The organism is Roseivivax sediminis (assembly GCF_900112685.1).
GTDB lineage: Bacteria > Pseudomonadota > Alphaproteobacteria > Rhodobacterales > Rhodobacteraceae > Roseivivax > Roseivivax sediminis.
This window is the reverse complement of the sequence record NZ_FOMS01000004.1, coordinates 295,901-320,497: the sequence shown is the minus strand read 5'-3', so window position 1 is coordinate 320,497 and position 24,597 is coordinate 295,901. Positions and strand designations below refer to the sequence as shown.

23 protein-coding genes, 2 pseudogenes and 1 riboswitch are annotated in these 24,597 nt (G+C 67.9%); of the genes and pseudogenes, 15 read left to right on the top strand and 10 right to left on the bottom strand.

Annotation, left to right across the window (positions count from 1 at the left end; all coding sequences use genetic code 11):
- Positions 1 to 630: PQQ-dependent catabolism-associated beta-propeller protein (locus F3H57_RS08870; protein ID WP_149755541.1), on the bottom strand; the 630-nt coding region annotated here is incomplete at its 3' end.
- A gap of 385 nt (positions 631 to 1,015) precedes the next feature.
- Between F3H57_RS08870 and F3H57_RS08865 the strand changes: the two genes are divergently transcribed.
- Together F3H57_RS08865 and F3H57_RS22165 are read left to right on the top strand one after the other, a co-directional pair.
- Entirely contained in the window at positions 1,016 to 2,389 is a 1,374-nt protein-coding gene (locus tag F3H57_RS08865) for a histidine kinase (RefSeq protein ID WP_149755540.1), read from the top strand.
- Positions 2,386 to 3,012 (top strand): response regulator, encoded by a 627-nt coding sequence (locus tag F3H57_RS22165; protein ID WP_188129640.1) that lies wholly within the window; start codon positions 2,386 to 2,388, stop codon positions 3,010 to 3,012. The genes F3H57_RS08865 and F3H57_RS22165 overlap by 4 nt, the downstream gene beginning before the upstream one ends.
- A 50-nt stretch (positions 3,013 to 3,062) precedes the next feature.
- Here the strand turns inward: F3H57_RS22165 and F3H57_RS08855 are convergent, their stop codons facing one another.
- Positions 3,063 to 3,431, bottom strand: a complete 369-nt coding sequence (locus F3H57_RS08855) for a c-type cytochrome (RefSeq protein WP_149755539.1) — start codon at positions 3,429 to 3,431, stop codon at positions 3,063 to 3,065.
- A 167-nt stretch (positions 3,432 to 3,598) separates the two neighbouring features.
- Here F3H57_RS08855 and meaB point away from each other — a divergent pair, with 167 nt between their 5' ends.
- Both meaB and F3H57_RS08845 read left to right on the top strand, forming a co-directional pair.
- Positions 3,599 to 4,582, top strand: a complete 984-nt coding sequence (gene meaB, locus F3H57_RS08850; RefSeq protein WP_149755538.1) for a methylmalonyl Co-A mutase-associated GTPase MeaB — start codon at positions 3,599 to 3,601, stop codon at positions 4,580 to 4,582.
- Between the two features lie 141 nt (positions 4,583 to 4,723).
- A riboswitch (TPP riboswitch) is annotated at positions 4,724 to 4,840 on the top strand.
- 76 nt (positions 4,841 to 4,916) lie between these two features.
- The gene (locus F3H57_RS08845; RefSeq protein ID WP_149755537.1) at positions 4,917 to 5,567 is read left to right on the top strand and encodes a TenA family protein; all 651 of its coding nucleotides are present in this window, start codon (positions 4,917 to 4,919) and stop codon (positions 5,565 to 5,567) included.
- A gap of 49 nt (positions 5,568 to 5,616) precedes the next feature.
- Here the strand turns inward: F3H57_RS08845 and F3H57_RS08840 are convergent, their stop codons facing one another.
- Positions 5,617 to 6,876 carry an MFS transporter gene (locus F3H57_RS08840; protein WP_149755536.1) on the bottom strand — a complete coding sequence of 420 codons (1,260 nt, stop codon included), beginning with the start codon at positions 6,874 to 6,876 and terminating at the stop codon, positions 5,617 to 5,619.
- A 235-nt stretch (positions 6,877 to 7,111) separates the two neighbouring features.
- Between F3H57_RS08840 and rpmB the strand changes: the two genes are divergently transcribed.
- Positions 7,112 to 7,411 (top strand): 50S ribosomal protein L28, encoded by a 300-nt coding sequence (rpmB, locus tag F3H57_RS08835; RefSeq protein WP_149755535.1) that lies wholly within the window; start codon positions 7,112 to 7,114, stop codon positions 7,409 to 7,411.
- A 182-nt stretch (positions 7,412 to 7,593) separates the two neighbouring features.
- Positions 7,594 to 8,031: pseudogene (locus F3H57_RS08830) on the top strand (transposase); the annotation flags it as partial.
- A 128-nt stretch (positions 8,032 to 8,159) separates the two neighbouring features.
- Here the strand turns inward: F3H57_RS08830 and F3H57_RS08825 are convergent.
- Genes F3H57_RS08825 through F3H57_RS08810 form a run of 4 tightly spaced genes read right to left on the bottom strand, consistent with a single transcriptional unit; the run spans position 8,160 to position 12,406 of the window.
- Entirely contained in the window at positions 8,160 to 9,167 is a 1,008-nt protein-coding gene (locus tag F3H57_RS08825; protein WP_149755534.1) for a TRAP transporter substrate-binding protein, read from the bottom strand.
- A 36-nt stretch (positions 9,168 to 9,203) separates the two neighbouring features.
- Complete coding sequence (locus F3H57_RS08820) at positions 9,204 to 10,481, bottom strand: TRAP transporter large permease (protein WP_149755533.1); 1,278 nt, start codon at positions 10,479 to 10,481, stop codon at positions 9,204 to 9,206.
- 3 nt (positions 10,482 to 10,484) lie between these two features.
- The gene (locus F3H57_RS08815; protein ID WP_149755532.1) at positions 10,485 to 11,006 is read right to left on the bottom strand and encodes a TRAP transporter small permease; all 522 of its coding nucleotides are present in this window, start codon (positions 11,004 to 11,006) and stop codon (positions 10,485 to 10,487) included.
- Positions 11,003 to 12,406: an FAD-binding oxidoreductase gene (locus F3H57_RS08810; RefSeq protein WP_149755531.1), complete on the bottom strand. Its 1,404-nt coding sequence runs from the start codon at positions 12,404 to 12,406 to the stop codon at positions 11,003 to 11,005. Before F3H57_RS08810 ends, F3H57_RS08815 begins: the two co-directional genes overlap by 4 nt.
- Positions 12,407 to 12,507: 101 nt before the next feature.
- On the opposite strand from F3H57_RS08810, the gene F3H57_RS08805 reads away from it, so the two are divergent.
- From F3H57_RS08805 to F3H57_RS08780, 6 genes and pseudogenes are all read left to right on the top strand, one after another.
- A complete protein-coding gene (locus F3H57_RS08805; RefSeq protein WP_188129639.1) occupies positions 12,508 to 13,452 on the top strand; it encodes a dihydrodipicolinate synthase family protein in 945 nt (314 codons plus the stop codon).
- Positions 13,449 to 14,087, top strand: coding sequence for a GntR family transcriptional regulator (locus F3H57_RS08800; RefSeq protein ID WP_149755529.1), 639 nt, complete (start codon positions 13,449 to 13,451; stop codon positions 14,085 to 14,087). Before F3H57_RS08805 ends, F3H57_RS08800 begins: the two co-directional genes overlap by 4 nt.
- Before the next feature lie 52 nt (positions 14,088 to 14,139).
- Positions 14,140 to 15,863 (top strand): annotated as a pseudogene (locus F3H57_RS08795) (FGGY-family carbohydrate kinase).
- An 80-nt stretch (positions 15,864 to 15,943) separates the two neighbouring features.
- On the top strand, positions 15,944 to 17,464 hold the full coding sequence (locus F3H57_RS08790; RefSeq protein WP_223163017.1) for a fucose isomerase: 1,521 nt from the start codon (positions 15,944 to 15,946) through the stop codon (positions 17,462 to 17,464).
- Positions 17,465 to 17,684: 220 nt separating this feature from the next.
- Positions 17,685 to 18,053, top strand: coding sequence for a hypothetical protein (locus F3H57_RS08785; protein WP_149755527.1), 369 nt, complete (start codon positions 17,685 to 17,687; stop codon positions 18,051 to 18,053).
- A gap of 17 nt (positions 18,054 to 18,070) precedes the next feature.
- Complete coding sequence (locus F3H57_RS08780; protein WP_149755526.1) at positions 18,071 to 18,559, top strand: copper chaperone PCu(A)C; 489 nt, start codon at positions 18,071 to 18,073, stop codon at positions 18,557 to 18,559.
- Positions 18,560 to 18,600: 41 nt separating this feature from the next.
- Here F3H57_RS08780 and F3H57_RS08775 read toward each other — a convergent pair whose 3' ends face one another.
- Positions 18,601 to 19,299 (bottom strand): NAD-dependent deacylase, encoded by a 699-nt coding sequence (locus F3H57_RS08775; RefSeq protein WP_149755525.1) that lies wholly within the window; start codon positions 19,297 to 19,299, stop codon positions 18,601 to 18,603.
- A gap of 40 nt (positions 19,300 to 19,339) precedes the next feature.
- On the opposite strand from F3H57_RS08775, the gene F3H57_RS08770 reads away from it, so the two are divergent.
- Positions 19,340 to 19,786 (top strand): low molecular weight protein-tyrosine-phosphatase, encoded by a 447-nt coding sequence (locus F3H57_RS08770; RefSeq protein WP_149755524.1) that lies wholly within the window; start codon positions 19,340 to 19,342, stop codon positions 19,784 to 19,786.
- A 75-nt stretch (positions 19,787 to 19,861) separates the two neighbouring features.
- Entirely contained in the window at positions 19,862 to 20,671 is an 810-nt protein-coding gene (locus F3H57_RS08765) for a DUF1353 domain-containing protein (RefSeq protein WP_149755523.1), read from the top strand.
- A gap of 310 nt (positions 20,672 to 20,981) precedes the next feature.
- On the opposite strand, the gene lepA is transcribed toward F3H57_RS08765, so the two are convergent.
- Together lepA and F3H57_RS08755 are read right to left on the bottom strand one after the other, a co-directional pair.
- Positions 20,982 to 22,784 carry a translation elongation factor 4 gene (lepA, locus tag F3H57_RS08760; protein WP_149755522.1) on the bottom strand — a complete coding sequence of 601 codons (1,803 nt, stop codon included), beginning with the start codon at positions 22,782 to 22,784 and terminating at the stop codon, positions 20,982 to 20,984.
- A 344-nt stretch (positions 22,785 to 23,128) separates the two neighbouring features.
- On the bottom strand, positions 23,129 to 24,145 hold the full coding sequence (locus tag F3H57_RS08755; protein WP_149755521.1) for a glycosyltransferase family 2 protein: 1,017 nt from the start codon (positions 24,143 to 24,145) through the stop codon (positions 23,129 to 23,131).
- A gap of 119 nt (positions 24,146 to 24,264) precedes the next feature.
- On the opposite strand from F3H57_RS08755, the gene F3H57_RS08750 reads away from it, so the two are divergent.
- A complete protein-coding gene (locus F3H57_RS08750) occupies positions 24,265 to 24,549 on the top strand; it encodes an acylphosphatase (RefSeq protein WP_149755520.1) in 285 nt (94 codons plus the stop codon).
- The last annotated feature ends 48 nt before the right edge of the window (positions 24,550 to 24,597 follow it).

Below are 24,597 nucleotides of genomic sequence, written 5' to 3'. Positions count from 1 at the left end.
CGTCGGGGTGCCGTCCTCGGCGATGTCCATCACCGACACCGTGCCGCCGATCTCGGACGAGACGTAAAGCCGGGTGCCGTCCGCGGTGTACTGCGCGTAGCGCGGGCGCTGGTCGACGAGGATGTTGTGGTCGATCTCGTAGGTCTCGGTGTTGATGAAATGCGCCATGTTCGTGGTCTCGGAGGTGTTGACCACGTATTTCCGGTCGGCGCTGATCCCCATGCCCTCGGGCTCCACGCCCACCGGCACCTCGGCCAGAACCTGCCGCGTCTCGGTGTCGGTCACGGTGACGAGGTTGTCGTCCTCGTTCGCGATGTAGAGCGGGTTGCCAGAGGGGTGGATCACGAAAAGCTCCGGGTCCGGGCCCGAGGGCAGTGTGTAAAGTTCCTCGTAGGTCTCTGTATCGAAGACGCGCACGGTGTCGTCGTCCGAGGCGCAGACATAGAGTTTCGTGCCGTCGGGCGAGATGGTGATCCCGCGCGGGCGGTTGCCGGCGGGAAATTCCTCGATCACCTCCCAGGTGTCGCTGTCGATAACGGTCACGGTGTTGCCGCGCTCGTTCGACACGAAGACCTTGTTGGCAAGGGCGGGGCTCGCGGCAAGGGATGCGAGTAAGGCCAGTCTCAGCATGCGGAACCTCTCTTTCCGGGGTGGGCTGCCGGACCGCTCATCGAGGGCCGAAGGCGGCGATGCGACCGGGGAGAAGAGACGCGCGTCGTGCCGGGACGGAGTTTTGCCGCACATGTGGAGAGACGATGAAACATGGCGGGCAGGGCGCAATGCGCGCCCGACGCGGTCCGAACAGGGAGTTTGGGATCGAGTGCGTCGATGTCCTGGAATGTCACGAGTCTCTTCTCCTCACCCAATGGCTAGCACCCTGCGGGATCGCCGCGCGTCCCAAATGTCTGCGGGATAACGTCCCGGAAGACTTGCCGAATGTTCCCGGTCCGGCGCGGGACAGTCGACGGCGCGAAAGCGAGCGGATAAGCTCGGCAGCGATCCGAGGGAGGACGACATGTTCCGGCGCATGAAGCTCGGCCGCCAGATCCTGCTCTGCGTCGTCGTGGTGCAATGCGCCGGCCTTGCGCTGGGGGCCACGACGCTGGTGCGCAACGCGCGCGAGGCGGTCGAGGTGGAGATCGCCGCGAGCGAGCAGAGCGCGCGCGCCATGGTGCTCGCCGCGGTCGGGGCGACGCTGCGCGACGGGGCGTCGCGGGACGTGATGACCCGACTGTCCGAGATCATCGTGGAGCCGCGGCACGTCGATATCGTGCTTCTCGATGCGCAGAGCGGGCCGGTGAACGTCCGTCCCGCAGTGGCCGAGGAGGACGAGATGGGGGCGGTGCCGGACTGGTTCACCCGGCTGGTGGAGCCGCGCCCGCGCGAGACCCGAATCCCCGTGCGCGCAAACGGAACGGTGCACGGCTTCGTCACCATGACGACGGCCCCTGCCGACGAGATCGCGGAGGTCTGGAAGGACGCGACGAAACTGATCTGGATCGTAATGGCGACGGTGCTTCTGCAGGTGCTTCTGCTCGGGTTCCTGGTGCGGCGCGCGCTCGGGCCGCTCGATGCGCTGCGGGCGGCGATGCGGCGGCTGCGCGACGGCGACCTGGCCGCGCGCGTGGCGCGCCCCGCAAGCCGCGATCTCGCGCCGATCTTCGAGGGGTTCAACGCGCTGACCGAGGGCCTCGCGCGGGCCGATACGGAGCGCGCCCGCCTCGCGCGGCGCGTGGTCGAGCTTGGCGACGACGAGCGCCGCGCCATCGCGATGGAGCTGCACGACGAGTTCGGCCCCTGCCTCTTCGGGCTGAAGGTGAAGGCGTCGGCGCTCTTGCGCGGCGCGCGCGCCTCGGGCGATGCGAAACGGGCGGCCGATGCCGAGGCGATCCTCGAGATCGTCGAGCAGATCCAGGCGTCGAACGCGCGCCTTCTGACGACGCTGCGGCCGATGGCCATCGGACAGCTGCCGCTTCTGGAGGCGGTGGCGGACCTCTTCGACGCCTTCAGGCGGACGCATCCCGATATCGACTGGGACGTGCACCTGCCCGCCGATCTGCCCCGGACGCACGAAAGCGTCGACCTGACCGTCTACCGGTTCTTCCAGGAGGCGACGACCAACGCGCTGCGCCATGGCACGCCGGACCGGATCCGCGCGGAGCTGGCCGCCGACGCTTCCGACCTTCTGCTTGTCGTGGAGGACGACGGCTCCGGCATTGCTGCGGATGCCGACGAGGGACGGGGACTGACGGGGATGCGCGACCGCATCGGATCCCTCGGCGGGCAGCTCGCGATCGGGCGCGGCGCCGGGGGCGGCGCCCGGCTCGACGCGCGGATGCCGCAAGAGGTGCCGGCGGCGCGCGGCCTCGCCCTGGCGGTGGCATCTTGAAAACCGGCCTGATCGTCGACGACCACCCGGTCACGCATCTGGGCTGCGGCCAGCTGTTGGAAGAGCTGGGCTACGACCGGATCCTGAACGCCCACACGGAAGCCGAGGCGCTGACCTTCGCCTCCGCCGAAGTGCCCGGCCTCGTGGTTCTCGATCTCGGATTGCCGGGGGTCGGCGGGCTGAAGCTGATCGAACCACTGCTGCGGCGGGCGCCCGAGGCCCGCATCCTGATCTTCTCGATGAACGAGCAGACCGCCTTCGTGGCCAAGGCGCTGGCGGCGGGCGCCCATGGATACCTGTCCAAGAACTCCCGGCCCGACGATTTCCTCGACGCGGTCCGTGCACTGGAAGCCGGGCGGCCCTACCTGTCTCACGACATGGCGGTGTCGGTTGCGATGACCCGCTCGGGCGCGCCGGGCGATCCGTTGCAGGCCCTGACGGACCGCGAGCATCAAGTGTTGCGGCTGATCAGCCAGGGCCATTCGCTGCAGGCGATCTCGGACGCGCTGCACATCAGCTACAAGACCGCGGCGAACACGTCTTCGGCGGTCAAGCGCAAGCTCGGTGCGAAGAGCACGAGCGAGATGATCCGCTACGCCGTGGACGCGGGGCTGGACCGGTAGGCCGGTGACCGTCCCGCGCCTCGCCGGGCTAGGCGCGGGACGGCAAGGTATCAATCGTCGGTTTTCAGCGCCTCGATGATGGCGGCGCGGGTCTCTGCCTCCGCAATGCCGGAATACGGCTTCATCTTGTGGCCGTTCAGGACGTTGTCGGGGTTCTCGATCCAGGCGTCGAGCCGCTCTTCGTCCCAGGCGAAGTCCGCCGAGGCGAGCGCGTTGCTGTACTGGTATCCCTCGGCGGCGGCGGCATCGCGACCGACGATCTGGTAGAGGTTGGGGCCGAGGCGGTTGTCGCCTTCGTCGCGCGAATGGCAGGTGCGGCAATTGTTGTTGTAGGCAAGGCCCGGGTCGACGTCCTGGGCCAGTGCGGGCAGGACGGGCAGCGCGGCGATGGCGGCGGCTGTCGCGAGAGTTCTGTGCATCTGTCTCCTCCCTTTGCAGACAGCAAGGGAACGCGCGCGCGGGGTGTGCCCGTTCCGTGCCCTAGACCAATGTCTGTGTCCGCCGAGCGCGGACCGGCAGTGCTGGACAAGGGCGCATCCCGCGGGCAGAAACGGCGGCGCCCATCCGGGGCGGGACAGGAGCGCGCATGGACATCGAGCATCTGGCGAGAGGGGTTCTGGCCGGGGAGCGGCGCGCGCTGGCCCGCGCGATCACGCTGATCGAGAGCGGGCGGGAGGATCACCGGCACAGCGCGACCGACCTCATGGAGCGGCTGAACGCCGTCGGGCACGGGCGCGAGGCGCTGCGGATCGGCCTGTCGGGCACGCCGGGCGTGGGCAAGTCGACCTTCATCGAGGCTTTCGGCATGATGCTGACGGCCGCGGGCCGCAAGGTCGGGGTGCTGGCGGTGGACCCGTCCTCGGCGCGCTCGGGCGGGTCGATCCTGGGCGACAAGACGCGGATGGAGCGGCTGTCGCGCGAGAAGGGCGCCTTCATCCGGCCTTCGCCCTCGCAATCGCATCTGGGCGGCGTGGCGCGCCGCACCCGCGAGGCGATCGCGCTGCTGGAAGCCGCCGGCTTCGACGCGGTGCTGGTGGAGACGGTGGGCGTCGGCCAGTCGGAAACCGTGGTGGCCGAGATGACCGACCTTTTCGCGCTGCTCCTGGCGCCGGGCGGCGGCGACGAGTTGCAGGGGGTCAAGCGCGGCATCATGGAGATGGCCGACATCCTGCTGGTCAACAAGGCGGACGGGGAGCTGAAGGCGGCCGCGACGCGCACCTGTTCGGACTATGCGGGGGCGCTGCGGCTCTTGCGCAAGCGGCCGCAGGACCCCGAGGGGTTTCCCAAGGCGATGACCGTTTCGGCGGCGGAGGAAGCGGGGCTTGCGCAGGTCTGGGAGGAGATGACCGCGCTCGCCGAGTGGCGGCGGAGCGAGGGGCACTGGGCGGCCCGGCGCGCGGGCCAGGCGCGCTACTGGTTCGAGGCGGAGGTGCGCGAGGGGCTGCTCGCGAGGCTCCGCCGCGAGCCGGTGAAGGGCGCCATGGCGCGGCTCGCCGCCGAGGTCGAGGCCGGCGAGGTGACGGCGGCGGTGGCGGCCGAGACGCTACTGCGGGAGTATCTGGGGGCGTGAGCGCGGTGGGTGGGCAGATTGCCCACCCTACGAGCGGAGGGCCTGGACCGGAGGTCAGCCGCCCCGGTGAGCGACTCGTCCGTGACTGCGGCGATCCGTCTTCAGGAACCGGTGACAGCGGCACTATTCCCGGTTATGGAAGCGCCCACCAAGGGGAGCCTCGACAAGGGGCTGAGAAACCGCTCGCGCATGCAGCGCGGTGACCCTTCGAACCTGATCCGGATCATGCCGGCGAAGGGATTGGAGTTATGCGCCTGCCTTTGCCGGCCTCTTTGCGAGGCCGCCCGATGACAAGACTGAACGGTCTCGCTGCCAGCCAAGAAAGGGCAGTACCATGACCGAGCGATTCACCGACACACTCATACAGGCCAGCGAGCCGACCTGGACGCAGGCCGTGGAGCACCGGTTCGTGACCGAACTCCACGCCGGGACCGTCAGCGACGCGGTGATGGCCTACTACCTCGTTCAGGATCACCGCTTCCTCGACAGTTTCCTGACGCTCCTTGGCGCGGCGATCGCGTCGGCCGATACGTTCGACGCACGGCTCCGCTTCGGGCGCTTCGCCGGGACGATATCGGGCGAGGAAAACACCTATTTCCTGCGCGCCTTCGAGAGCCTGGGGGTGACGGAGGAGGATCGGGCCGCGATCCCGAATGCCGAGCCCACGACAGGATTCCAGTCGATCATGAAGGAGGCCGCCGCGACCCGGTCCTACGCGGCGGTGCTGGCTGTGCTGAACGTCGCCGAGGGGCTGTATTGCGACTGGGCTACGCGGGCGCCGGAGGCCCTGCCGCCGAATTTCGTGCATGCCGAGTGGATCGTTCTTCACAACAACCCCGAGTTTCGGGAGTTCGTTGCGTTCCTGGCTTCGGAGCTGGACCGGGTGGGGCCGACGGCGCCGGACATCTGCCACGACTTCTTCCTGAGGGCCGTGGCGCTGGAACTCGACTTCTTCGACGCCGCCTATGAAGGAGGTCGAGGGTAAGACGCACCCTGTCGCACCGAAGCGCTCGGGATCGCATCCCGAGCGCCTCTCAGGTGTCCGCCTCGCGCTCGGCCTCCGCCTGTTCGGCGGCCCAGGCGCCGGCGGCCTCCACCGCGACGGGGGAGGCGGTCGGCACGACGCCGAGATAGCTCTCGGTCTCCCCGCTCGGGACGGAGGCGCGGCGGGTCATGCGGTAGAGCGCGTAGAGCGCGATTCCCGCGAAGGTGCCGCCCAGGGTCAGCCAGAACGCGAACGGGTCGAGCCGCTGCATCGCCGCGCCGGCGACGATCGGCCCGAGGATCGCGCCGACCCCGAAGGTCAGGACGAGGCCGCCCGAAGCTGCCGGCATGTCCTCGGCCGGCAGCGCGTCGTTGGTATAGGCCAGAAACAGCGCGTAGAGCGGCGTGGTCACGCCTCCGGCGAGGAAGGCGGCGGCCATCAGCGCCCAGAGCGTGTCTTCCGCCCGCCAGGCCAGTCCGCAGCACACCGCCCCGAGAAGCGCGGCGCCGAAGATCAGCCGGCGCCGGTCCATGCGGTCCGACAGCCAGCCGATGGGATATTGCAGCACCAGCGCGCCAGCAAAGAGCATTGCCACGAAGAGCGAGATCTGCGCTGCGCTCATGCCGATCTGGGTGCCGAAGACCGCGCCCATGCCCGATTGCGTGGCATAGACCCCGCCGAGCAGGAAGATCCCCACGGTGCCGAGCGGCGAGCTGCGGAACAGCGACAGAAGCGGCATCGGCCGCGCCACCTCGGCCGCCGGGACGGGCGAGACCGACAGCAGGATCGGCGCGAAGGAGACCGACACCAGGATCGACGCGCCGATGAACAGCACCGATGTGCCCGCGTCCCCGAGCGTCAGGATCCCCTGCGCGCCGATGATGCCGAGCGTCTGGGCGATCATGTAGGCGGCGAGCACCTTGCCGCGCGTTTCGTTGGTGGAGGCGTCGTTGAGCCAGCTTTCGGCGGTCACGTAGATCCCCGACATGCAGAAGCCGATCAGCAGGCGCAGGATCGTCCAGGCCCAGGGTTCGGTGACCAGCGGGAAGGCGATGAGGCCCGCGGACATGAAGCTGCCGAGCGCGGCGAAGACCCGCACGTGCCCGACGCGCCGGATCATCACCGGGCTGACCCGCGCACCCGCCAGGAAGCCCGCGAAATAGCCCGAGGTGACGATGGCCAGCTCGGTGGCCGAGAACCCCTCGATCCCGCCGCGGAGGCCGATGAGCGTGAAGTGCATGCCGTTGCCCAGCATGATCAGGACGATACCGAGAAGGAGCGGCCACACGCCGGAGAGGATCTGGTTCACGCGGTCTCCTTGCAGACGGGGGTTTCGTCTGCCAGAGCGCACGGCGCGGTGCGCCGAGTCAATGCGGCGCTATGGAGCGGGGCGCCGTTCGGGCGCCTGGCGGGTGGCTCCGCCCTTGACGCGGGCGCGCAATGTGCCTACACGCCAGCGGACCAGATTCCCGGGCGCTGCCAGTCGCGGCGCCCTTTGATATTGGCGGGGGCGCGATCCCTCGCAAAGAGACGAGGAAAACCCCATGTCGCGTGTCTGCGAACTGACCGGAAAAGGGCCGATGGTTGGCAACAACGTCAGCCACGCCAACAACAAGACGAAGCGCCGCTTCCTGCCGAACCTCAACGACGTGACGCTGCAATCAGAGGCGCTCGGCCGCGGCGTGAAGCTGCGCATTTCGGCGTCGGCGCTGCGCTCGGTGGATCATCGCGGCGGGCTCGACAAGTTCCTCGCCAAGGCGAAGGACGCTGACCTGTCGCCGAAGGCGCTGAAGATCAAGCAGGACATCGCGAAGGCGCAGACCGCGCCGGTCGCCGAAGCCTGATCGCGCATCGCGTGGAAACGATGAACCCCGCTGCCGTCCGTGGCAGCGGGGTTTTCTTATGTGGACAATCCTCAAGGGAGACGGTCAACGAAGCGGGCTCAATTCGCCCCCAAGAGGCAGAATTGAGCCCGCCAGCGGCCGTTTTGGCAACGATCTCCCGGACCGTTGACTGATCCTCCGCGCTCCCGATGCGGCGCGGCTTCCTCAATCTGGTCGCGATCATGGAATGGGCGACGCGCCGGGTGCTGGCATGGCGGCTGTCGAACACGATGGACGTGGAGTTTTGCATCGAGGCACTGGAAGATGCTCTCCGGCTCCACGGGCGACCGGAGATATTCAACACGGACCAGGGCAGCCAATTCACCAGCCCGCGGTTCACGCAGATCCTGCTTGGCGCGGCGGTGACGGTCTCGATGGACGGACGCGGGCGCTGGACGGACAACGTCATGCCCGAGCGGCTATGGCGTTCCCTGAAACACGGATGCGTCTATCTGCACGCCTTCGAAACAGGGTCCGCAGCGCGGTCAGGCATCGGCAGGTGGATCGACTTCTACAACACCGAGCGCCCACATTGCGCGCTCGGCGGACGAACCCTGAGGCCCATCAGGGCCCCGGTCTGAAGACGGCGGCATGATCAACAGGCAAGCTTGGCAGCGCCGTCAATCCGCCCGGGAAATGGGGACCGCCTCAGGCCGAGATGGAGCGCATCGAGCCCCACCCCGGTACACTCTAGCGAGACCAATCCAACCTAGCTTTCACCGGCTTCGATAGAGCTCTTGAGGACGTCGACCATCTCATCGCCGATTTCATCGCGCACCTTTTGCTCGATGGGAGCAGTCGCGTCGCGGAACTGGTGGAGTTCTTCATCCGTCAGGTCGATGATCTCCATGTCCTCCTCGATCGCCGCGCGTTGCTCGCCCAGCATCTCGTCCTGAAGCTGCCACTGGAAATCCTCGGCATCCTCGAGCGCCTGGTCGACGACCTCTCGCAGGTCTTCCGGCAGGCTGTCGTACCACTCCTTATTGATGAGGTTTACGTTGGCGAGCAGGATGTGGTTCGTCGTGGTCAGGTAGTCCTGCACTTCGTAGAAGCGCTGCGACAGGATATGGCCGAACGGGTTCTCCTGTCCGTCGACGACGTTCTGCTGGAGCGCGCCGTAGAGTTCGGGAAAGGCGATGGGCGTGGGCGCCGCGCCGATGGCTTCCCAGGTCGCGACGGAATACGGGTTTTCCGGCACGCGGATGCGCAGGTTGTTCTCGCTGATGTCGGCGGGCGTATGGACCGCGGTGCCCGACGTTGTCAGCTGGCGGAACCCGCCATTGTAGAACTTGCCGAAGACCATGCCCTGCTCGGCCAGCTTTTCCTCGAGAGCCGCGGTGAAATCGCTGTCGTTGAGGATCGCCTTGAGCTTCGTGGTATCGGTCGGGAAAGCGTAGGGGATCTCGAACGCGGCGAATTCCGGCACAAACTGCACCGCGCCCGAGGTCGAGGTGGGCACGAACTGGATATCGCCCAGAAGCATCGACTCCATCAGCTCGCGGTCGCCGCCGAGCGCGCCGCCGGGCTGGTGCTGCACGTCGATGCGGCCGTCCGAATTGGTTTCGATCTCCTCGGCGATCCTCTCGAACGCCTGATAGAGCGGATGCGTGGTGTCGCTGAGTGTATGGGCCAGGATCATCGTGTAGTCCTGAGCGGCCGCGGGCAGGCCGGTTGCCAGCGCGATGACGGCGGATGCCGTGAAGGTCTTTAGTTTCAACGTCTCTCTCCCTTTTGGTGGATAAATGCCGCCGGATCATCCGGCGAGCGTCGGAAGCCAGAGCGTGAGCCCGGGCACGTAGGTGACGACAAGCAGGCCCACGATCAGCAGCGCGACGGGCACGACGAGGCCGCGACAGATCTGTAGCACCGAAAGTTTGGTGATCCCGCTCGCCACGTAAATGTTCACGCCTACAGGCGGTGTGGCGAAGCCGATGGCGAGGTTGACCACCATTATCAGCCCGAAATGCACCGGATCGACGCCGTAGGGCGCGAGGACCGGCAGGAGTATCGGCGTAAGGACGATGATTGCCGAGAGCGTCTCCATCACCATCCCCACCCCCAGCAGGATCAGGTTGATCATCAGAAGAAGGATGATCGGATCGTCGATCGCCCCTCCGACGAACTCGCCGAGCGCGCTTGGCACCTGCAACAGGGTCAGAACGCGGCCGAGCGCCGCGCCCGTGCCGGCGATGATCAGGATCGGCGCAATCGTCAGTGCGGTGTTGACCAGGACCGCGCCCATGCCGCGCGGCGTGAGTTCGCGGAAGATCGCCATCGCGACGAAGGTGCCGTAGACGCAGGCGATGGCGGCGGCCTCGGTCGGGGTGAAGGCACCGGCATAGATGCCGCCGAGGACGAAGATCGGCGCGGCGAGCGCCCAGAAGCTCGTCTTCAGCGCCGACCACGCGCTCACCTTGCCGGCATCCGAGGTGATGCGATCCGCGTTCCGGCGCCCGTAGAGGTGAGCGTAGACCATGAGCAGGCCGCCGATGAGGATGGCGGGAATGATGCCGCCGATGAAGAGGGCCGACACGCTGACCTGCGCGGCCATGCCGTAGATGATCATCGGGATCGAGGGCGGAACGATGACGCCAAGCGTGCCTGCGGCGGTGACGAGCGCCGTGGCGAAGCGCAGATCGTATCCCCGCGCTGTGAGCAGCGGCACCGCCATCGAGCCGATCGCGGCGACGGTGGCGGGCGAGCTGCCGGAGATCGCTCCGAAGAGCATGCAAGCGGCCACGGTCGACATCGCCAGCCCGCCGCGGAACCGTCCGAAGATGGCATCGGCGAACGAGAACAGGCGCTTGGCCAGCCCGCCTTGCGTCATGATTTCGCCTGCGAGGATGAAGAGCGGCACCGCGAGGAGCGGAAAGCTGTCGAGGGCCGTGACGACCGAGCGTACCACCTGACCTGCGTTGGTCGGTGCGCCGATCCAGCCGGGCAGGAAGGCCGCGAAGCCGAGCGCGAAGGCGACCGGGATGCTGAGCAGCAGCGCGAGGAGGAAGAAGGCGAGCGAGTAGACGGCGACCATGGCTCAGACCTCCTCGTGGATGACGGACGGCTCGCCTTCGTCGAGGCCCGGGACGGGGTCGCCGCGGACGATGCCGAAGAGCGCCTGGATCGCCCTCAGAAGGGCAAGGCTCATGCCGACGGGCACCGCGGCGTAGACGATCCACATCTGGATGCCGAGACCCGGAGAGGTCTGCCCGATCCGCGCGATCCTCTGCGTGAGGGGGACCGAGTACCAGACCATCAGCGCGAAGAAGATGGCGGAGCCGACAAGGGCCAGGACGCCGAAGGCCCGCATCCAGCGCGCGCCGGCAAGCACCGGAAGCAGGTCGACGGAGATGTTGCGCCCCTCTCGGACGGCGAGGCTGACGCCGACAAAGGTACACCAGACGAGCAGGTAACGGGCAAGCTCCTCCGACCAGACGAGCGGAGAGCCGACGAGGTAGCGGAAAACGACCTGGGCGGCGAGGATCGCGACAAGCCCGAGCAAGATGCCCGCAAGCAGATACCGTTCGAAATTCGCCTCAATGGCTCTGAAAACGCTCATGCGTCGATCACCTTGCCGGGGTTCAGGATCATGTTCGGGTCGAGCGCCCGCTTGATCCGGCGCATGACCTCGAGCTCCTCGGGGCTGCGCGAATGTTCGAGGTAGGGCTTCTTTGTCGTGCCGATCCCGTGCTCGGCCGATACCGAGCCGCCGAAGTCGCGCACGGTCGCGTAGACCGCCTCGTCGAGCGCCTGGCCGGGTTGCGAAGAGGCACCGGGCTGCCAGCCCAGCAGGTGCAGGTTTCCGTCGCCGATATGGCCGTAGAAGACCGAGCGGCCGCCGGGCACCGCCTCGGCGATGGCCGTGCGGCAGGCACGGGCGAAGTCGTCCATAGCGCCCGTGGGCAGCCCGACATCGTAGGCATGGTGCGGCCCGAGCGTCGTCTTGAATTCCGCGCAGGCATCGCGAACGCCCCAGAAGGCCTGCACATCCCCAATGCTCTGCGACAGGGCCGCGTCCTCGATCACGCCCTGCTCGAACATCTCTTCGAGAAACGCCTCGAAGCGCGGCCCGTCCACCGTCTCGTCGGTGCCCTGAGCCTCGACCAGGACGGTGTTCGCATGGGGGCCGGAAAGCGGATCGCGGACGCCCGGAACGGCGCAGGCGACCTCCCAGTAATCGGGCCACATCGCCTCGAACGCCGACAAAGTCGGGCCAAGCTTTCGGCGCGCGCCCGTCAGCAGGCGTAGGGCCGAGTCATAGTCGGCCAGACCGCAGATCGCCGCGTGGGTGCAGCCGGGCCTGGGGTGCAGCCGCAGCACGAGCCGCGTGATGATCCCCAGCGTGCCTTCCGAGCCCACGAAAAGCTGGCGGACATCGTAGCCGGTGTTGTTCTTGATCAGCTTCGAGAGCGCATCGACAACGGTGCCGTCGGGCAGAACGGCCTCGACCCCGAGTATGAGGTCTCGCGCCATGCCGTACCGGATCACGCGGTTGCCGCCGGCATTGGTCGAGGCGTTGCCGCCGATGGCGCAAGAGCCGCGCGCGCCGAGGTCGAGTGCGAAGTAGAAGCCTGCCGCCTCGGCCGCGCGCTGCACCGTCTCAAGCGGCGTGCCCGCAAGAACCGTCATGGTCGAGGATGCCTCGTCGAGATCTTCGATCCCGGACATCTTCTCGAGCGACAGGGCGATGGCTCCTGCGATGGGACGTGCGCCGCCGCACAGGCCCGTCAGCCCGCCCTGCGGCACGACCGGGATCCCGGCGGCATTCGCGGCAGCAAGGACGGCCGCGACCTGCGCCGTGTCGCGCGGGCAGAAGAGCGCGCCGGGGCACTCGGGCCCGAGGGTCGACCAGTCGGTGAGATTGCGCGGAGGAACCGGATCGACGAGCGCGCTTCGTGCTGCCTCGGGCAGATCCCGAAGCATGTCGGCAATGCGTGACCTGATCGCTGTTCCGTCCATCGCCAAGCCCTCCCTGCTCCTCGATACGAGACGCAACTTATCACTTGAACAATCGGTGTCAACACGGCAACATGTTAGTAATTGCAGATCTGGAGTCCGCCATGAATACTACCACCATCGCCGCCAAGCCGACCGGTGCCGCACCTCGGGCACATCTCTTCGGAGTCTCCGCTGCGATGGTGACGCCCTTCACCGAGACCGGCGCGGTCGACTGCGAGCGCGCCGCCGGTCACGCGGTGCGTGTGATAGAGGAGGGGGCAGACGGTATCACGCTCTTCGGAACCACCGGGGAGGGCTCGTCGCTCGGCCTGCGGGACCGCGAAGAGCTTCTGTCTGCCGTTCTCGATGCAGGCATTGCGCCGAGTCGGATTACGGCGGGAATCGCGGCCAGCGACCTCGAGATGGCGGAGACCCAGGCGCGGATGGTTTTCCAGCGCGGCGTGCGGCGCCTGCTTCTCGCGCCGCCGTTCTACTTCAAGGGCATTACGGCCGAGGCGCTGCACGACTGGGTCGCCGATTTCGTGGCCCGCGTCTCGGACGCGCAGCCGCAGATCATCCTCTACCACATTCCGCAGGTGACTGCGGTCGGGTTCGCCCCGGAGACCGTGCGGCGGATCAAGCAGACCTGTGGAGACGCGATTTTCGGCGTGAAGGACAGCGGCGGCGACTGGTCCCTGACGTCCAAGCTGCTCCCTATGGAGGATCTGGCGATCCTGATCGGAGACGAGCGATCGCTGGCCCGTGCCGCGCCTCTCGGGGGTGCGGGCGCAATCAGCGGCATGGCGAACCTGGTTCCCCGCCGCGTGGGTGCCATGGTACGGCAGGGCCAGGCCGATCCGGCGCTCGACGCCTTCGTCGAAGAGGTGGTGACCGTGCCGGTCACGCCGATGGTCAAGGCGCTGGTCGGTGCGATGCGCAGTGATCCGGCCTGGACCCGGACCCGTTTGCCGCTCAGTCAGGCTGATGTCGCAGCGGTGAACCGCCTTGCCGATGTGCTAGCTGTGTTAAGGCAGCAGGAAATCGAGATCACCGGGGGGGCACGATGACGCTTCGAGCACAAGCCTACGACAAGTTCACCGAACGCCTGCTGTCCCGGGATATCGTTCCGGGACAGTTCGTCTCGCAGCGGGAGCTCGTGGAGCTGACGGGAATGTCGCTCGGCGCCGTCCGCGAAATGATTCCTCGGCTCGAAGCGGATGGCCTCATCCGTACGGTCTCGCATCGGGGCCTGCAGATACTGAGCGTCGACATTGGGCTCATCCGCAATGCCTTCCAGCTTCGCGTCATCCTCGAAAAAGAGGCCGTGCGCGGCTTCGTCGAGGTGGCGACCGACGAGGAGATCGCGGAGTTGCGCGAACGGCATCTGGAGGCCCGGGACGCCGCGCAGAAAGGCGTCACTCCCGAACTTCTCGCATCCGCGCAGCAACTGGACTGGGACACGCATGACCGCATGGTCGATTGCCTTCAAAACGACCTCATCTCGTCCATCTACCGCGTGAACTCGATCAAGATCCGACTCATCCGCCACCAGGATACGCGAATGTTGCCCGAACTGGTCGTCTCGGTCATGGACGAACATCTCGCGGTGATCGACGCGATTGCGGGCCGCGACGCAGACGCGGCCGAGGAGGCTCTCGTGCGCCACCTCGGCAGCGCGATACAGCGCGCCGTGAGGATCTGAGTAGTGAACGCGCCCGTCGCGCGCAGATCGACGGACCGCACTGCCGAAGGTGATGCCGTCACCACCCGCACTGCACCGAGAGAACATCCGGGTCTCTGACGCCCGCGAGCGCCGCAATGCGCCGGACGCCGGGACCGGCTGCCCTTTTCCCTCCGACCGGAAGCGAACGGAGATCCGAATGAACGCCTACCTTGGGATAGACGTCGGCACCGGCAGCGCCCGCGCCGGAGTGGTGGACGAGAGCGGACGCCTGCTGGCTACCGCCGCCTGCGACCTCGAGCTGCTCCGCCCTGGCGACGATCATGCGGAATACCGCTCATCCGGGATTTGGGAGGCCGTAGGACGCGCCTCACGCGAGGCGCTCTCGCTGGCCGGATCCGTGGATATCGTCGGAATCGGCTTCGATGCGACCTGCAGCCTCGTGGTCGTCGGCAGCGGCGGGGTTTCGACGGCGGTGGACCCGGAGATCGACACGATCGCCTGGCTCGACCACCGTGCGATCCCGGACGCGGAAGCCATCGATGCCACCGGTCACGATGTGCTGCGCCATGTCGGCGGGTCCGTCTCGGCCGAGATGCAGATGCCCAAGCTGCGCTGGCTGCACCGCACGTTTCCCGATCGCATGCGGGAGGCGGAATTCTTCGATCTTCCCGACTGGCTGACCTTCATGGCGACGGGATCGCGGACACGCTCGGTTTGTTCGGCCGTCTGCAAGTGGCTCTACCAGGCGGAGAGGGGGTATGCCGGCGAAGGCTGGAATCCCGAATTCCTGTCGCGGATTGGCCTCGAGACCCTGTCCCGCGACGGTTTCGCCCCCATCGGGCGGCAGTTCGCGCCGCCAGGAACGGCCGTGGGCGAGCTGGCGCCTGAGGCTGCCGCACATCTGGGCGCGCCAGTCGGAACAAAAGTTTCGGCCAGCCTGATCGACGCCTACGCCGGCGCGCTCGGGGTTCTCCTTGCCGGAAAAGATGCGGATATGGACGGGCGCGTCTCGCTCATCGCGGGAACCTCCGCCTGTCACATCGCTCTGACGCAGGATCCGGTCTTCGTGCCCGGGGTCTGGGGGCCATATCACGGCGCGCTTCTGCCCGGGACCTGGGCGCTCGAAGCGGGACAAAGCGCCGCGGGAGCTCTTCTGGACAGACTTGTCGAGGGCCACGCCGCCTCCGCGTCCGCGCGCGAAGCGGCCGAGAGGGCAGGACGTTCGCTCTACGACCGGCTCGCCGAAAGGATCGACCGCATGGCCGGGAAAGAAGGCAGCCACCGCCTGACCGAACGGCTCCACGTCCAGCCCGATTTTCTGGGCAACCGTGCGCCGCTGGCCGATCCGACCCGACGTGGCGCGATCAGCGGCCTGACCTTGTCGATGGACGAGGACGACCTCGCGCGGCTCTACCTCGCCGGGATACAGGCGCTGGCCCACGGCACCCGGCAGATGCTCGACACGATGCGTGCGAAGGGCGTGACGGTGTCGGCGCTGGTCGTGACCGGGGGCTGGCGCGGTCGGCTCTCTATGTCCGCGAACATGCCGATATCTGCGGCGTGCCCGTGATCGTACCGGCGGCAGAGGAACCGGTGCTGCTCGGCTCGGCCATGCTGGGGCGCGCCGCGGCGACAGGCGGCAGCCTCGATACCGCGATGGCCGCGCTGAGCGGTTCCGCCGAACGTATCGAACCCCGCGCCGAGACACGTCGCTTCCACGATGCCAAACACCGGGTCTTCCTTCGCATGCAGGAGGATTTCGCGACCTATTCTAAGGAGATGCAGTCGGCATGACCAAGAAAGAGATCCTGCTCTTCGCCCCCGGCGACCTGCGCGAGAGTGCCAACCAGGAATGCTGGCCCGCCCAGGCCGAGATGGAAGAAAAGCTGTCGCGCGCCGTTTCTGACGCCGGCTGCTCCATCCGGCGCGGCCATCCCGCGACGGACGCCGGGCACGGTTTTCTCGCATCGCAGCGCGAAGGCATGGATGCGTTCGCCGACATCGACCCCGAAGCGCCGGTGATCATCGCCATTGCCGCATGGCAATATTCCCATCACGTCGTGCCGGGTCTCCTGCTGCACAAAGGCCCGATCCTGACGGTCGCGAACTGGCAGGGGAAATGGCCCGGCCTTGTCGGAATGCTGAATCTCAACGGGTCGCTCACGGCCATGGGGCGGGACTATTCAACCCTATGGAGCGAGACCTTCGACGACGACTTCTTCCGCGAGGGGCTGAGGACCTGGCTCGAGACCGGCCATCTCGAACACGACTTGTCCCATGTCCGAGCATTTCATCCAAGTTGGGCCGAGAGCGGTCTGCGCGAGACGGCCGCCCGCATCGCCGGGGATCTGAAACGCAACAAGGCGATCCTCGGCGTATTCGACGAGGGCTGCATGGGCATGATGAACGCGATGATCCCGGATCACTTGCTTGCGCCGCTCGGATTATTCAAGGAGCGTCTGTCCCAATCGGCCCTCTATCACGAGACGCAGCAGGTCGATCCTGCCCACGCCGAAGCCGCGCTCGAGTGGCTCGAGGACCGCGGAATGACATTCCATTTCGGCTCCGATCCGGAGACGGAGCTGACCCGCGAGCAGGTGATCGAACAACTCCGTCTCTACGTGGCGGCGGCCCGGATCGCCGATGATTTCGGGTGCGAGGCCATCGGAATACAGTACCAGCAGGGCCTGAAGGACCTGCTCCCCGCCTCAGACCTCGCCGAGGGCCTCTTCAACAACGACGAGCGCCCGATCGCTCCGGATCGCAATGGTGTCCCTATACGCGAGGGGCGGTCGATCCCGCATTTCAACGAGGTGGACGAATGCGCCGGCGTCGACGCGATCCTGACCGACCGCGTGCATCGGGCGCTCGGTGAACCGGCCGAGACGACGTTGCATGATGTCCGCTGGGGTGCCGAGGATCCGACGGGCACGGTGGATGGTTTCGTCTGGGTGTTCGAGATATCGGGTGCAACTCCGCCCGCCCACCACGAGGGCGGGTTCGCCGGTACCGAAAGCCACCGACAGCCGCCTATGTATTTCCGGCTCGGGGGCGGCACCGTGACGGGCGTGGCCAAGTCCGGTCATCTCGTCTGGAGCCGGGTCTATGTAGCGGACGGTGGGTTGCACATGGACATCGGCACCGGACGCGCCGTCTCGCTTCCAGCTGCGGAATCCCGGCGCCGCCGCGACAGCACGACACCTCAGTGGCCGATCATGCATGCCGTTCTGGACGGTCAAGGACGCGATGCGCTGATGGCGCGCCACAAGGCGAACCACATCCAGGTCGCCTATGGCAGCGATGCCGACGGGGCCCGGAATGCGGCTTTGGCGAAGGCGTGTTTGGCTGCGGAGCTCGGAATGACCGTCCATTGGTGCGGCACGCAGCCCCTCTAGGCCTCCGGCCATCGATTCAGGGGCGCGTCCTGACGAGGCTATGGGTCGGGTCCGCCCCGGTGCTTCCATCGAACTGTCGGAGCGCGTCACTTTCCGGGCGGACGAGAGCGGCCTCGGAAACCCGGCATCGCAGCCCGCAAGCGCAACGCCGTCCAGCATGGTATCTTTGCGTGCGAGATGCCGCATTGCGGGGTGCACACGGCTCTGGCATCCGGGTGCCATGACGCGCCGCCTTCTTTCCTTCCTGCTCGGCCTCTGGCTCGCCCTGGCGAGCGTGGAGATGGCCGTCGCGCGGGGCCTGCCGCCCCCGGCCGGAGAGGTCGTGCTGTGCCGCGGGCTGGCCGTGGTGACGGTGACGCTCGATGCCGAGGGCGATCCGGTGCGGCACAGCCAGCTCTGCCCCGATGCCGCCGCCGCGCTGCTCGGGGCGCCGGTCGGGCCGCCGGTGCTGCCCGCGCCGATGGCGCTGCCCCGGCGCATGGCGCGGCCGCCCGAGGCCGGGTCCGTCACCTGCCGGGCCGGCCTGCCGCCACGGGCACGGGGCCCGCCGCGTGCATCGTTCGAGACCCGAGCTTCCCGAACGACCTGAACGCGAAAGAGACACTGATGAAACCGATCCTTCTGGCCGGCGCCGCGCTGGCCCTGACCGCGACCGCCGCCGCCGCCGACATCACGCTGACCGACGCCTATGCGCGCAGCGCCTCCCCCGCCGCCAAGAGCGGCGCGGCCTTCTTCGTGATCGAGAACGACACAGACAGCGACGACCGCCTGGTCTCAGTCGCCTCCGAGGCCGCCGCGAAGGTGGAGCTGCACACCCATCAGGAGGACGACACCGGCATGATGCTGATGCGTCCGGTGGAGGGCGGCTTCGCCATTCCTGCGGGCGGCACTCACGCGCTGGAGCGGGGCGGCGACCACGTGATGTTCATGGGCCTCACCGAGGGGTGGGAGCAGGGCGACACGATCCCGGTGACGCTCACCTTCGAGAACGCTGGCGAGATGGTGATCGAGATCCCCGTCGATAACGAGCGGCAGCCCGATCACGGCGCGCACGAGCACGGTGACGGCCACGACATGCAGGGCCACGACGGCTGAGCATCCGCGCGTCCGGTGCTCTTGCGCCGGGCGTGCTGCTCTCAGGCCCCGCCCAGCACCTCCTCCACCCAGGCCGGGACGATCTCGCTCGCCTTGCCGACGGCGTGCCGGTCGAAGGCGCGGGAGACGTCCGAGGCGTCGAGGTTGAGCTCCAGCGTCTCGGCGCCGCAGAGCCGCGCCTCCTCCACGAAGCCAGCCGCCGGGTAGACCTGGCCCGAGGTGCCGATGGCGACGAAGAGCGCGGCGTCCTGAAGGTGGCCGGCGATCTCCTCCATCCGGTAGGGCATCTCTCCGAACCACACGACGTCGGGGCGTGCCGCAGGGGCGCCGCAGGCGGGGCAGGGGGTATCCGCCCCCATCTCCTCGGGCGCGGGCCAGCGGTGATCGCAGCGTGCGCAGAGGGCGGCAGCAAGCTCCCCGTGCATGTGCAGCACCTCGGCGCCGGCGCGCTCGTGCAGGTTGTCGACGTTCTGCGTGACGATCACCACGCCGCCGGGATGACGTGCCTGCAGCCGGGCGAGGGCGTGGTGCGCCGGATTCGGCTCCGCCGAAGCCGCCTGCGCCCTGCGCCCGTTGTAGAAATCGTGCACGCGGGCGGGATCGCGGGCGAAGGCCTCGGGCGTCGCCACGTCCTCGATCCGCACCTGCGACCAGAGACCCCCGGCATCGCGGAAGGTGCCGAGGCCGCTCTCGGCCGAGATCCCCGCGCCGGTCAGGATGACGATCTTGCCCTGCTGCATGGTCTTTCCCCTTTGCCGTCGCGCCGCTATGTCACCGCGCATGACGCACCGTATTCTCTTCGTCTGTCTCGGCAACATCTGCCGCTCCCCCTCGGCCGAGGCGGTGGTCGCCGCGAAGGCCGCCGCGCGCGGGATCGCGCTTGAGCTCGACAGCGCCGGCACCGGCGACTGGCACATCGGAGACCCGCCCTACGGCCCGATGCAGGACGCCGCCCGGGCGCGCGGCTACGATCTGTCGCCGCTGCGCGCGCGGCAGGTGACGCGCGCCGATTTCGACCGGTTCGACCTGATCGTGGCGATGGACGACAGGAACTTCGCCCACCTCGCGCGGATGGCGCCGGACGGGGCGCAGGCGCGCGTGACGATGTTCACAGACTACGTGGACGACGCGGACCACGTGCCCGACCCCTACCACACCCGCGATTTCGACGGCGCGCTGGACCTGGTCGAGCGGGCGGCGGACGGGCTTCTCGACACGCTGGGCTGAGCGCACTGGGCGCTTGCCCTTGCGTCATCCGCGTGTTTCCATCGGGCAAGTTTGAACGACCGACCGGATTTCCCGATGACCCGAGCCTTGCCTCTTCTCGCCCTGTGCCTGGCGCTGCCGGCCTGCGACGTTACCCACCTTCTGACCGAGGACGAGGTCCGCGACCCGGCCAATATCTGCCTGACGGGCGCGCCCGGTACCTGCGCTTTCGAGGGGGCGCCGGTGGAGCTTCGCGACGATCCGCGGAGGCTGCCGGGACGGTCCTACACGTTCTACCCGATGGCGCGGGCGGTCAGCTTTGCCGACGGCACCGGGCGGACCTGGGTGGCACCGGCGGGCACGCTCACGGACGGCGCCTCGATCCCGCCGATCTTCGTGCCCATCGTGGGGCGCCCGACGGCGCCGGAGGTGCGCGGCGCGGCGGCGGTGCACGACGCCTATTGCGGCGTCGGCAACGAGGCCGGCCCGGCCTTTCACAAGGCCGAATGGCCCGACGTCCACCGCATGTTCTACGACGCGCTGATCGCCGGCGGGACGGAGCCGGTGCGCGCCAAGCTCATGTTCGCGGCGGTCTATCTCGGCGGGCCGCGCTGGACGATCCACCGGCCTGACACCGATCCGTCGCGCGATCTGTCGGCCGTGCCGGCGCCGCGCAAGCAGCAGGCGATGCGGCGCGCGAAGTCCTATATCGAGAGCAGCGACCCCGATCCGGCGCAGCTCGAACGCTTCCTGCTGATGCTCGAGCGGCAGATGCTGCAGGAGATGGCGCGTTTGGACAGCGACGCCGACAGCCGTACCGAACAGGGCGGCGAGCCGAGCTACGAGGGCTACGAGCCGCAGATCGAGGATTTCGACAAAACCGCGGTGGACCGGGTGCCCGGATAGGATGGCGGCCCGGGGGCGGTAGGTGCCACTGGGAGGCTGCGTCGCGGCGTGCACGGGCGGCGACGTCGTTCACATCCGTGGTGGGGCGGGTCTCGCGATGCATCTGCGGCGGTGCCGGATGTGGGTGGCGTCCGGGAAACGCTTCGGTAGCCGCATAGTGAGATCGTAGCAGCGAAAGACCGTATGAACGGCGACAGGCCAGCAGTGACGGGGCGGCAAAGCACGCAAGATCAGGCGCCCACCCCCACCGTGTGGGCGCGCGATCGGCTGCGCCATTCGCTTTCGCCCACTCGCCTTGAAGATGGACAGCTTAGCTGTCCATCTTCAAGGCGGAAATAAACGCCTCCTGCGGGATCTCGACCTTCCCGAACTGGCGCATCTTCTTCTTGCCGGCCTTCTGCTTCTCCAGCAGCTTCTTCTTGCGGGTCGCGTCGCCGCCGTAGCACTTCGCCGTCACGTCCTTGCGCATCGCCGACAACGTCTCGCGGGCGATGACCTTGCCGCCGATGGCCGCCTGGATCGGGATCTTGAACATGTGGCGCGGGATCAGCTCTTTCAGCTTCTCGCACATGGCGCGGCCGCGCATCTCCGCCCGGTCGCGGTGGACCATCATGGCCAGCGCGTCGACGGGTTCGTCGTTCACCAGGATCTGCATCTTCACGAGGTTGTCCTCGCGGTAGCCGGTCATCTCGTAGTCGAAGGAGGCGTAGCCCTTGGTCACCGATTTCAGCCGGTCGTAGAAGTCGAAGACGACCTCGTTCAGCGGCAGATCGTAGACCGCCATCGCGCGCCCGCCGACATAGGTCAGGTCGAGCTGGATCCCGCGCCGCTCCTGGCAGAGCTTCAGGACGTCGCCGAGATATTCGTCGGGGACCATGATGGTCGCCTTGATCCGCGGCTCCTCGATATGCGCGACATGGGTCATGTCGGGCATGTCGGCGGGGTTGTGCAGATCGCGCCGCTCGCCGTCCTTGGTGTAGAGGTGGTAGACCACCGAGGGCGCGGTGGTGATCAACTCGATGTTGTACTCGCGTTCGAGCCGGTCGCGGATCACCTCGAGGTGCAGAAGCCCGAGGAAGCCGCAGCGGAAGCCGAAGCCGAGCGCGGCCGAGGTCTCCATCTCGTAGGTGAAGGAGGCGTCGTTGAGCGCGAGTTTCTCGATCGCCTCGCGCATGTCCTCGAAGTCGTTGGCGTCTACCGGGAAGAGGCCGCAGAACACCACCGGCACGGAAGGCTTGAAGCCGGGCAGGGCCTGCGCGCAGGGCTTCTTCTCGTGCGTGATGGTGTCGCCGACGCGGGTGTCGCGCACCTGCTTGATCGAGGCGTTGAGATAGCCGATCTCGCCGGGGCCGAGCTCCTTCACATGGGTCATGGCGGGGCGGTAGATGCCGACGTCGTCGACGTCGTAGGTGCCGCCCGTCTTCATCATGCGGATGCGGTCGCCCTTCTTGAGCGTGCCGTCGATGATGCGGACGATGACGATGACGCCGAGATACTGATCGTACTTGGAATCGACCAGCATCGCCTTGAGCGGCGCGTCGGGATCGCCGCCCTCGGGCGGGGGCAGCTTGGTGACGATGGCCTCGAGCACGTCGGGGATGCCGACGCCCGTCTTGGCGGAGATCATGCACGCCTCGGAGGCATCGATGCCGATAACGTCCTCGATCTGCGCGCGCACGCGGTCGGTGTCGGCCGCGGGCAGGTCGACCTTGTTGAGGACCGGCACAATTTCGTGGTCGGCGTCGAGCGCGGTGTAGACGTTGGCGAGCGTCTGCGCCTCCACCCCTTGCGTTGCGTCGACCACCAGCAGCGAGCCCTCGACCGCCTGCATGGAGCGCGCGACCTCGTAGGCGAAGTCGACGTGCCCGGGCGTGTCGATGAGGTTCAGAACGTAGGTGTGGCCGTCCTTCGCCGGGTATTCGATGCGGACGGTGTTGGCCTTGATGGTGATGCCGCGCTCGCGCTCGATGTCCATGCTATCGAGCAGCTGGTCCTGCATGTCGCGCTCCGCGACGGTGCCGGTGAGCTGGATCAACCGGTCGGCCAGGGTGGATTTCCCGTGGTCGATATGGGCGACGATGGAGAAGTTGCGGATGCGCGAGAGTGGGGTCATGACGCTCATATAAGCTGCGGCGCTGGGAACGCGCGAGATTTTCGCCTGAGTACAGCGTTCCGGGGCGGGTTTAAAGCCGGTCGTGCGTCGCGGGGGCGCGGATGCGTGGGCTGGCGAGCGCCTTGGGGAGTGCCGCGCCCGAGACTGCGGGGGCGCTGGCGCATCGCCTGGGGTGGGCGTTTTATCTTGCAAGCCCCGGACAGAGGCTGTGCGGAGAAGGACATCGCCAAGGCGCCCTCGCGGGGCGAGGCTCGGGCGCGGCGCGGGGCTGGTCGCCCCGCGCCATGGCTTGTGGTGGGCGGTGGCTTGGAGCCGCCCGGCGTACCTTTGGCGCGGGGCGCGCCTCAGGCGCCCAGCATCGCGCGGGCCTCGGGGCTGGCGGTGAGGAAGCCGGCCTCGGTCAGGCCCTCCACGCCGGGGTCGTCCTGCGCTGTTGTCACGTCGAAGGAAAGGGCAGGCTCCGAGGAGAAGCGCGCGAGGCGCTGGGCGCTTTCGGTGTGGGCGACGCGGCCCTCGGCGGTCAGCATCGCGTCGCGCGCCAGCGCGCCGCCGGCGAACTTGTAGTGCCGCAGGAGGGCGGTGAAATCCGCCACCGCGATGCCCGTGGTCACGTGCGGATGGGGCTGCGGCACGATGCCGGGGCCGGCGCGGAAGAAGGGGTGCTTGGTCAGGCAGCACTCCTCTCCGAACAGCGTCCGGCGCAGGCCGCCGAACTTGATCTCCACCTCCGGGCCGGCGCTGTTCTGCGCCAGGAACCACGCGAAGGGCAGCGCCGGGTCGTGGTAGGGATGCGAGGTGATGTCGGCGAGCGAGCATCGGGTGAAGTCGCTGAGGGCGGCATCGAAATCGCGGTCGTGATCGGGCCTGATCGGGCCGGGCGGCGCCATCTCCAGCATCTGCGCGGCGAGCCCCGTATGGCCCCGCGCGGTCAGGCGGGCGGCGAGGTCGGGCAACGCCAGCCGGTCCGCGCCTACGTAATCCAGCCGCTCGTCCGCATCGACGCAGAGCCGCCAGCCCCCGCGGGTGAAGAGCGTGGCGGCATAGTAGCGCAGCGGCGCCTCGTTTTGCGCGAAATTGGCATCGGTGGTCGCGACGATGGTGTTGTCCATCCGCGCCGCCCGCTCCGGCCCGTCATCACTGGAGCCGTTGTCGAGAAAGACCAGATAGTCGGCGCCGAGGGCGCGGTGATGCTCCGCGAAGCGGTCGAGGAAGAAGCCGACGTTGCGGCCGACGAGGATCGTCGCGACCTCTGTGTCGCTCAGCTCGAACCGGCGCGGGCCGGCGACGTGGCGGATCGACCGGCGCACCGCGGCGTATTGCAGCGCGCGCGACGCGCGACCGCGCAGGCGGGAGAGGGACATGGGACGGCCTTTCGCTGTGCTCGGGCCGACTATGGCAGAGACCGTCCCCGGGGAAAGCCCGGGAACGCGGGGCCGGGGCCGCGGGTTGGCCAAGGAACACCGAATTTCAGGAGGATTCCATGTCAGAGAATGCGATGCGCGTGCGCGTGACCGGCAAGGTGCAGGGTGTCGGCTATCGCGCCTATGTCGGCGAGACCGCGGCGCCGCGCCACGTGCGCGGCTGGGTGAAGAATGCCGCGGACGGCAGCGTCGAGGCGGTGCTCGCCGGCGAGGCACTGGAACTCGAGGAGGTGGTCGGCGCGATGCGCCAGGGGCCGTCGTCCGCCGAGGTCGAGGACGTGACGACCGAGCCGGCGGATCTCGAGGAGGTGCGCGGCTGCAAGGGCGTGCAGATCGCGGACTGAGACGCCATCGCGTGAATTGAAATATCCCTTGATCTGCGCCATGATCCG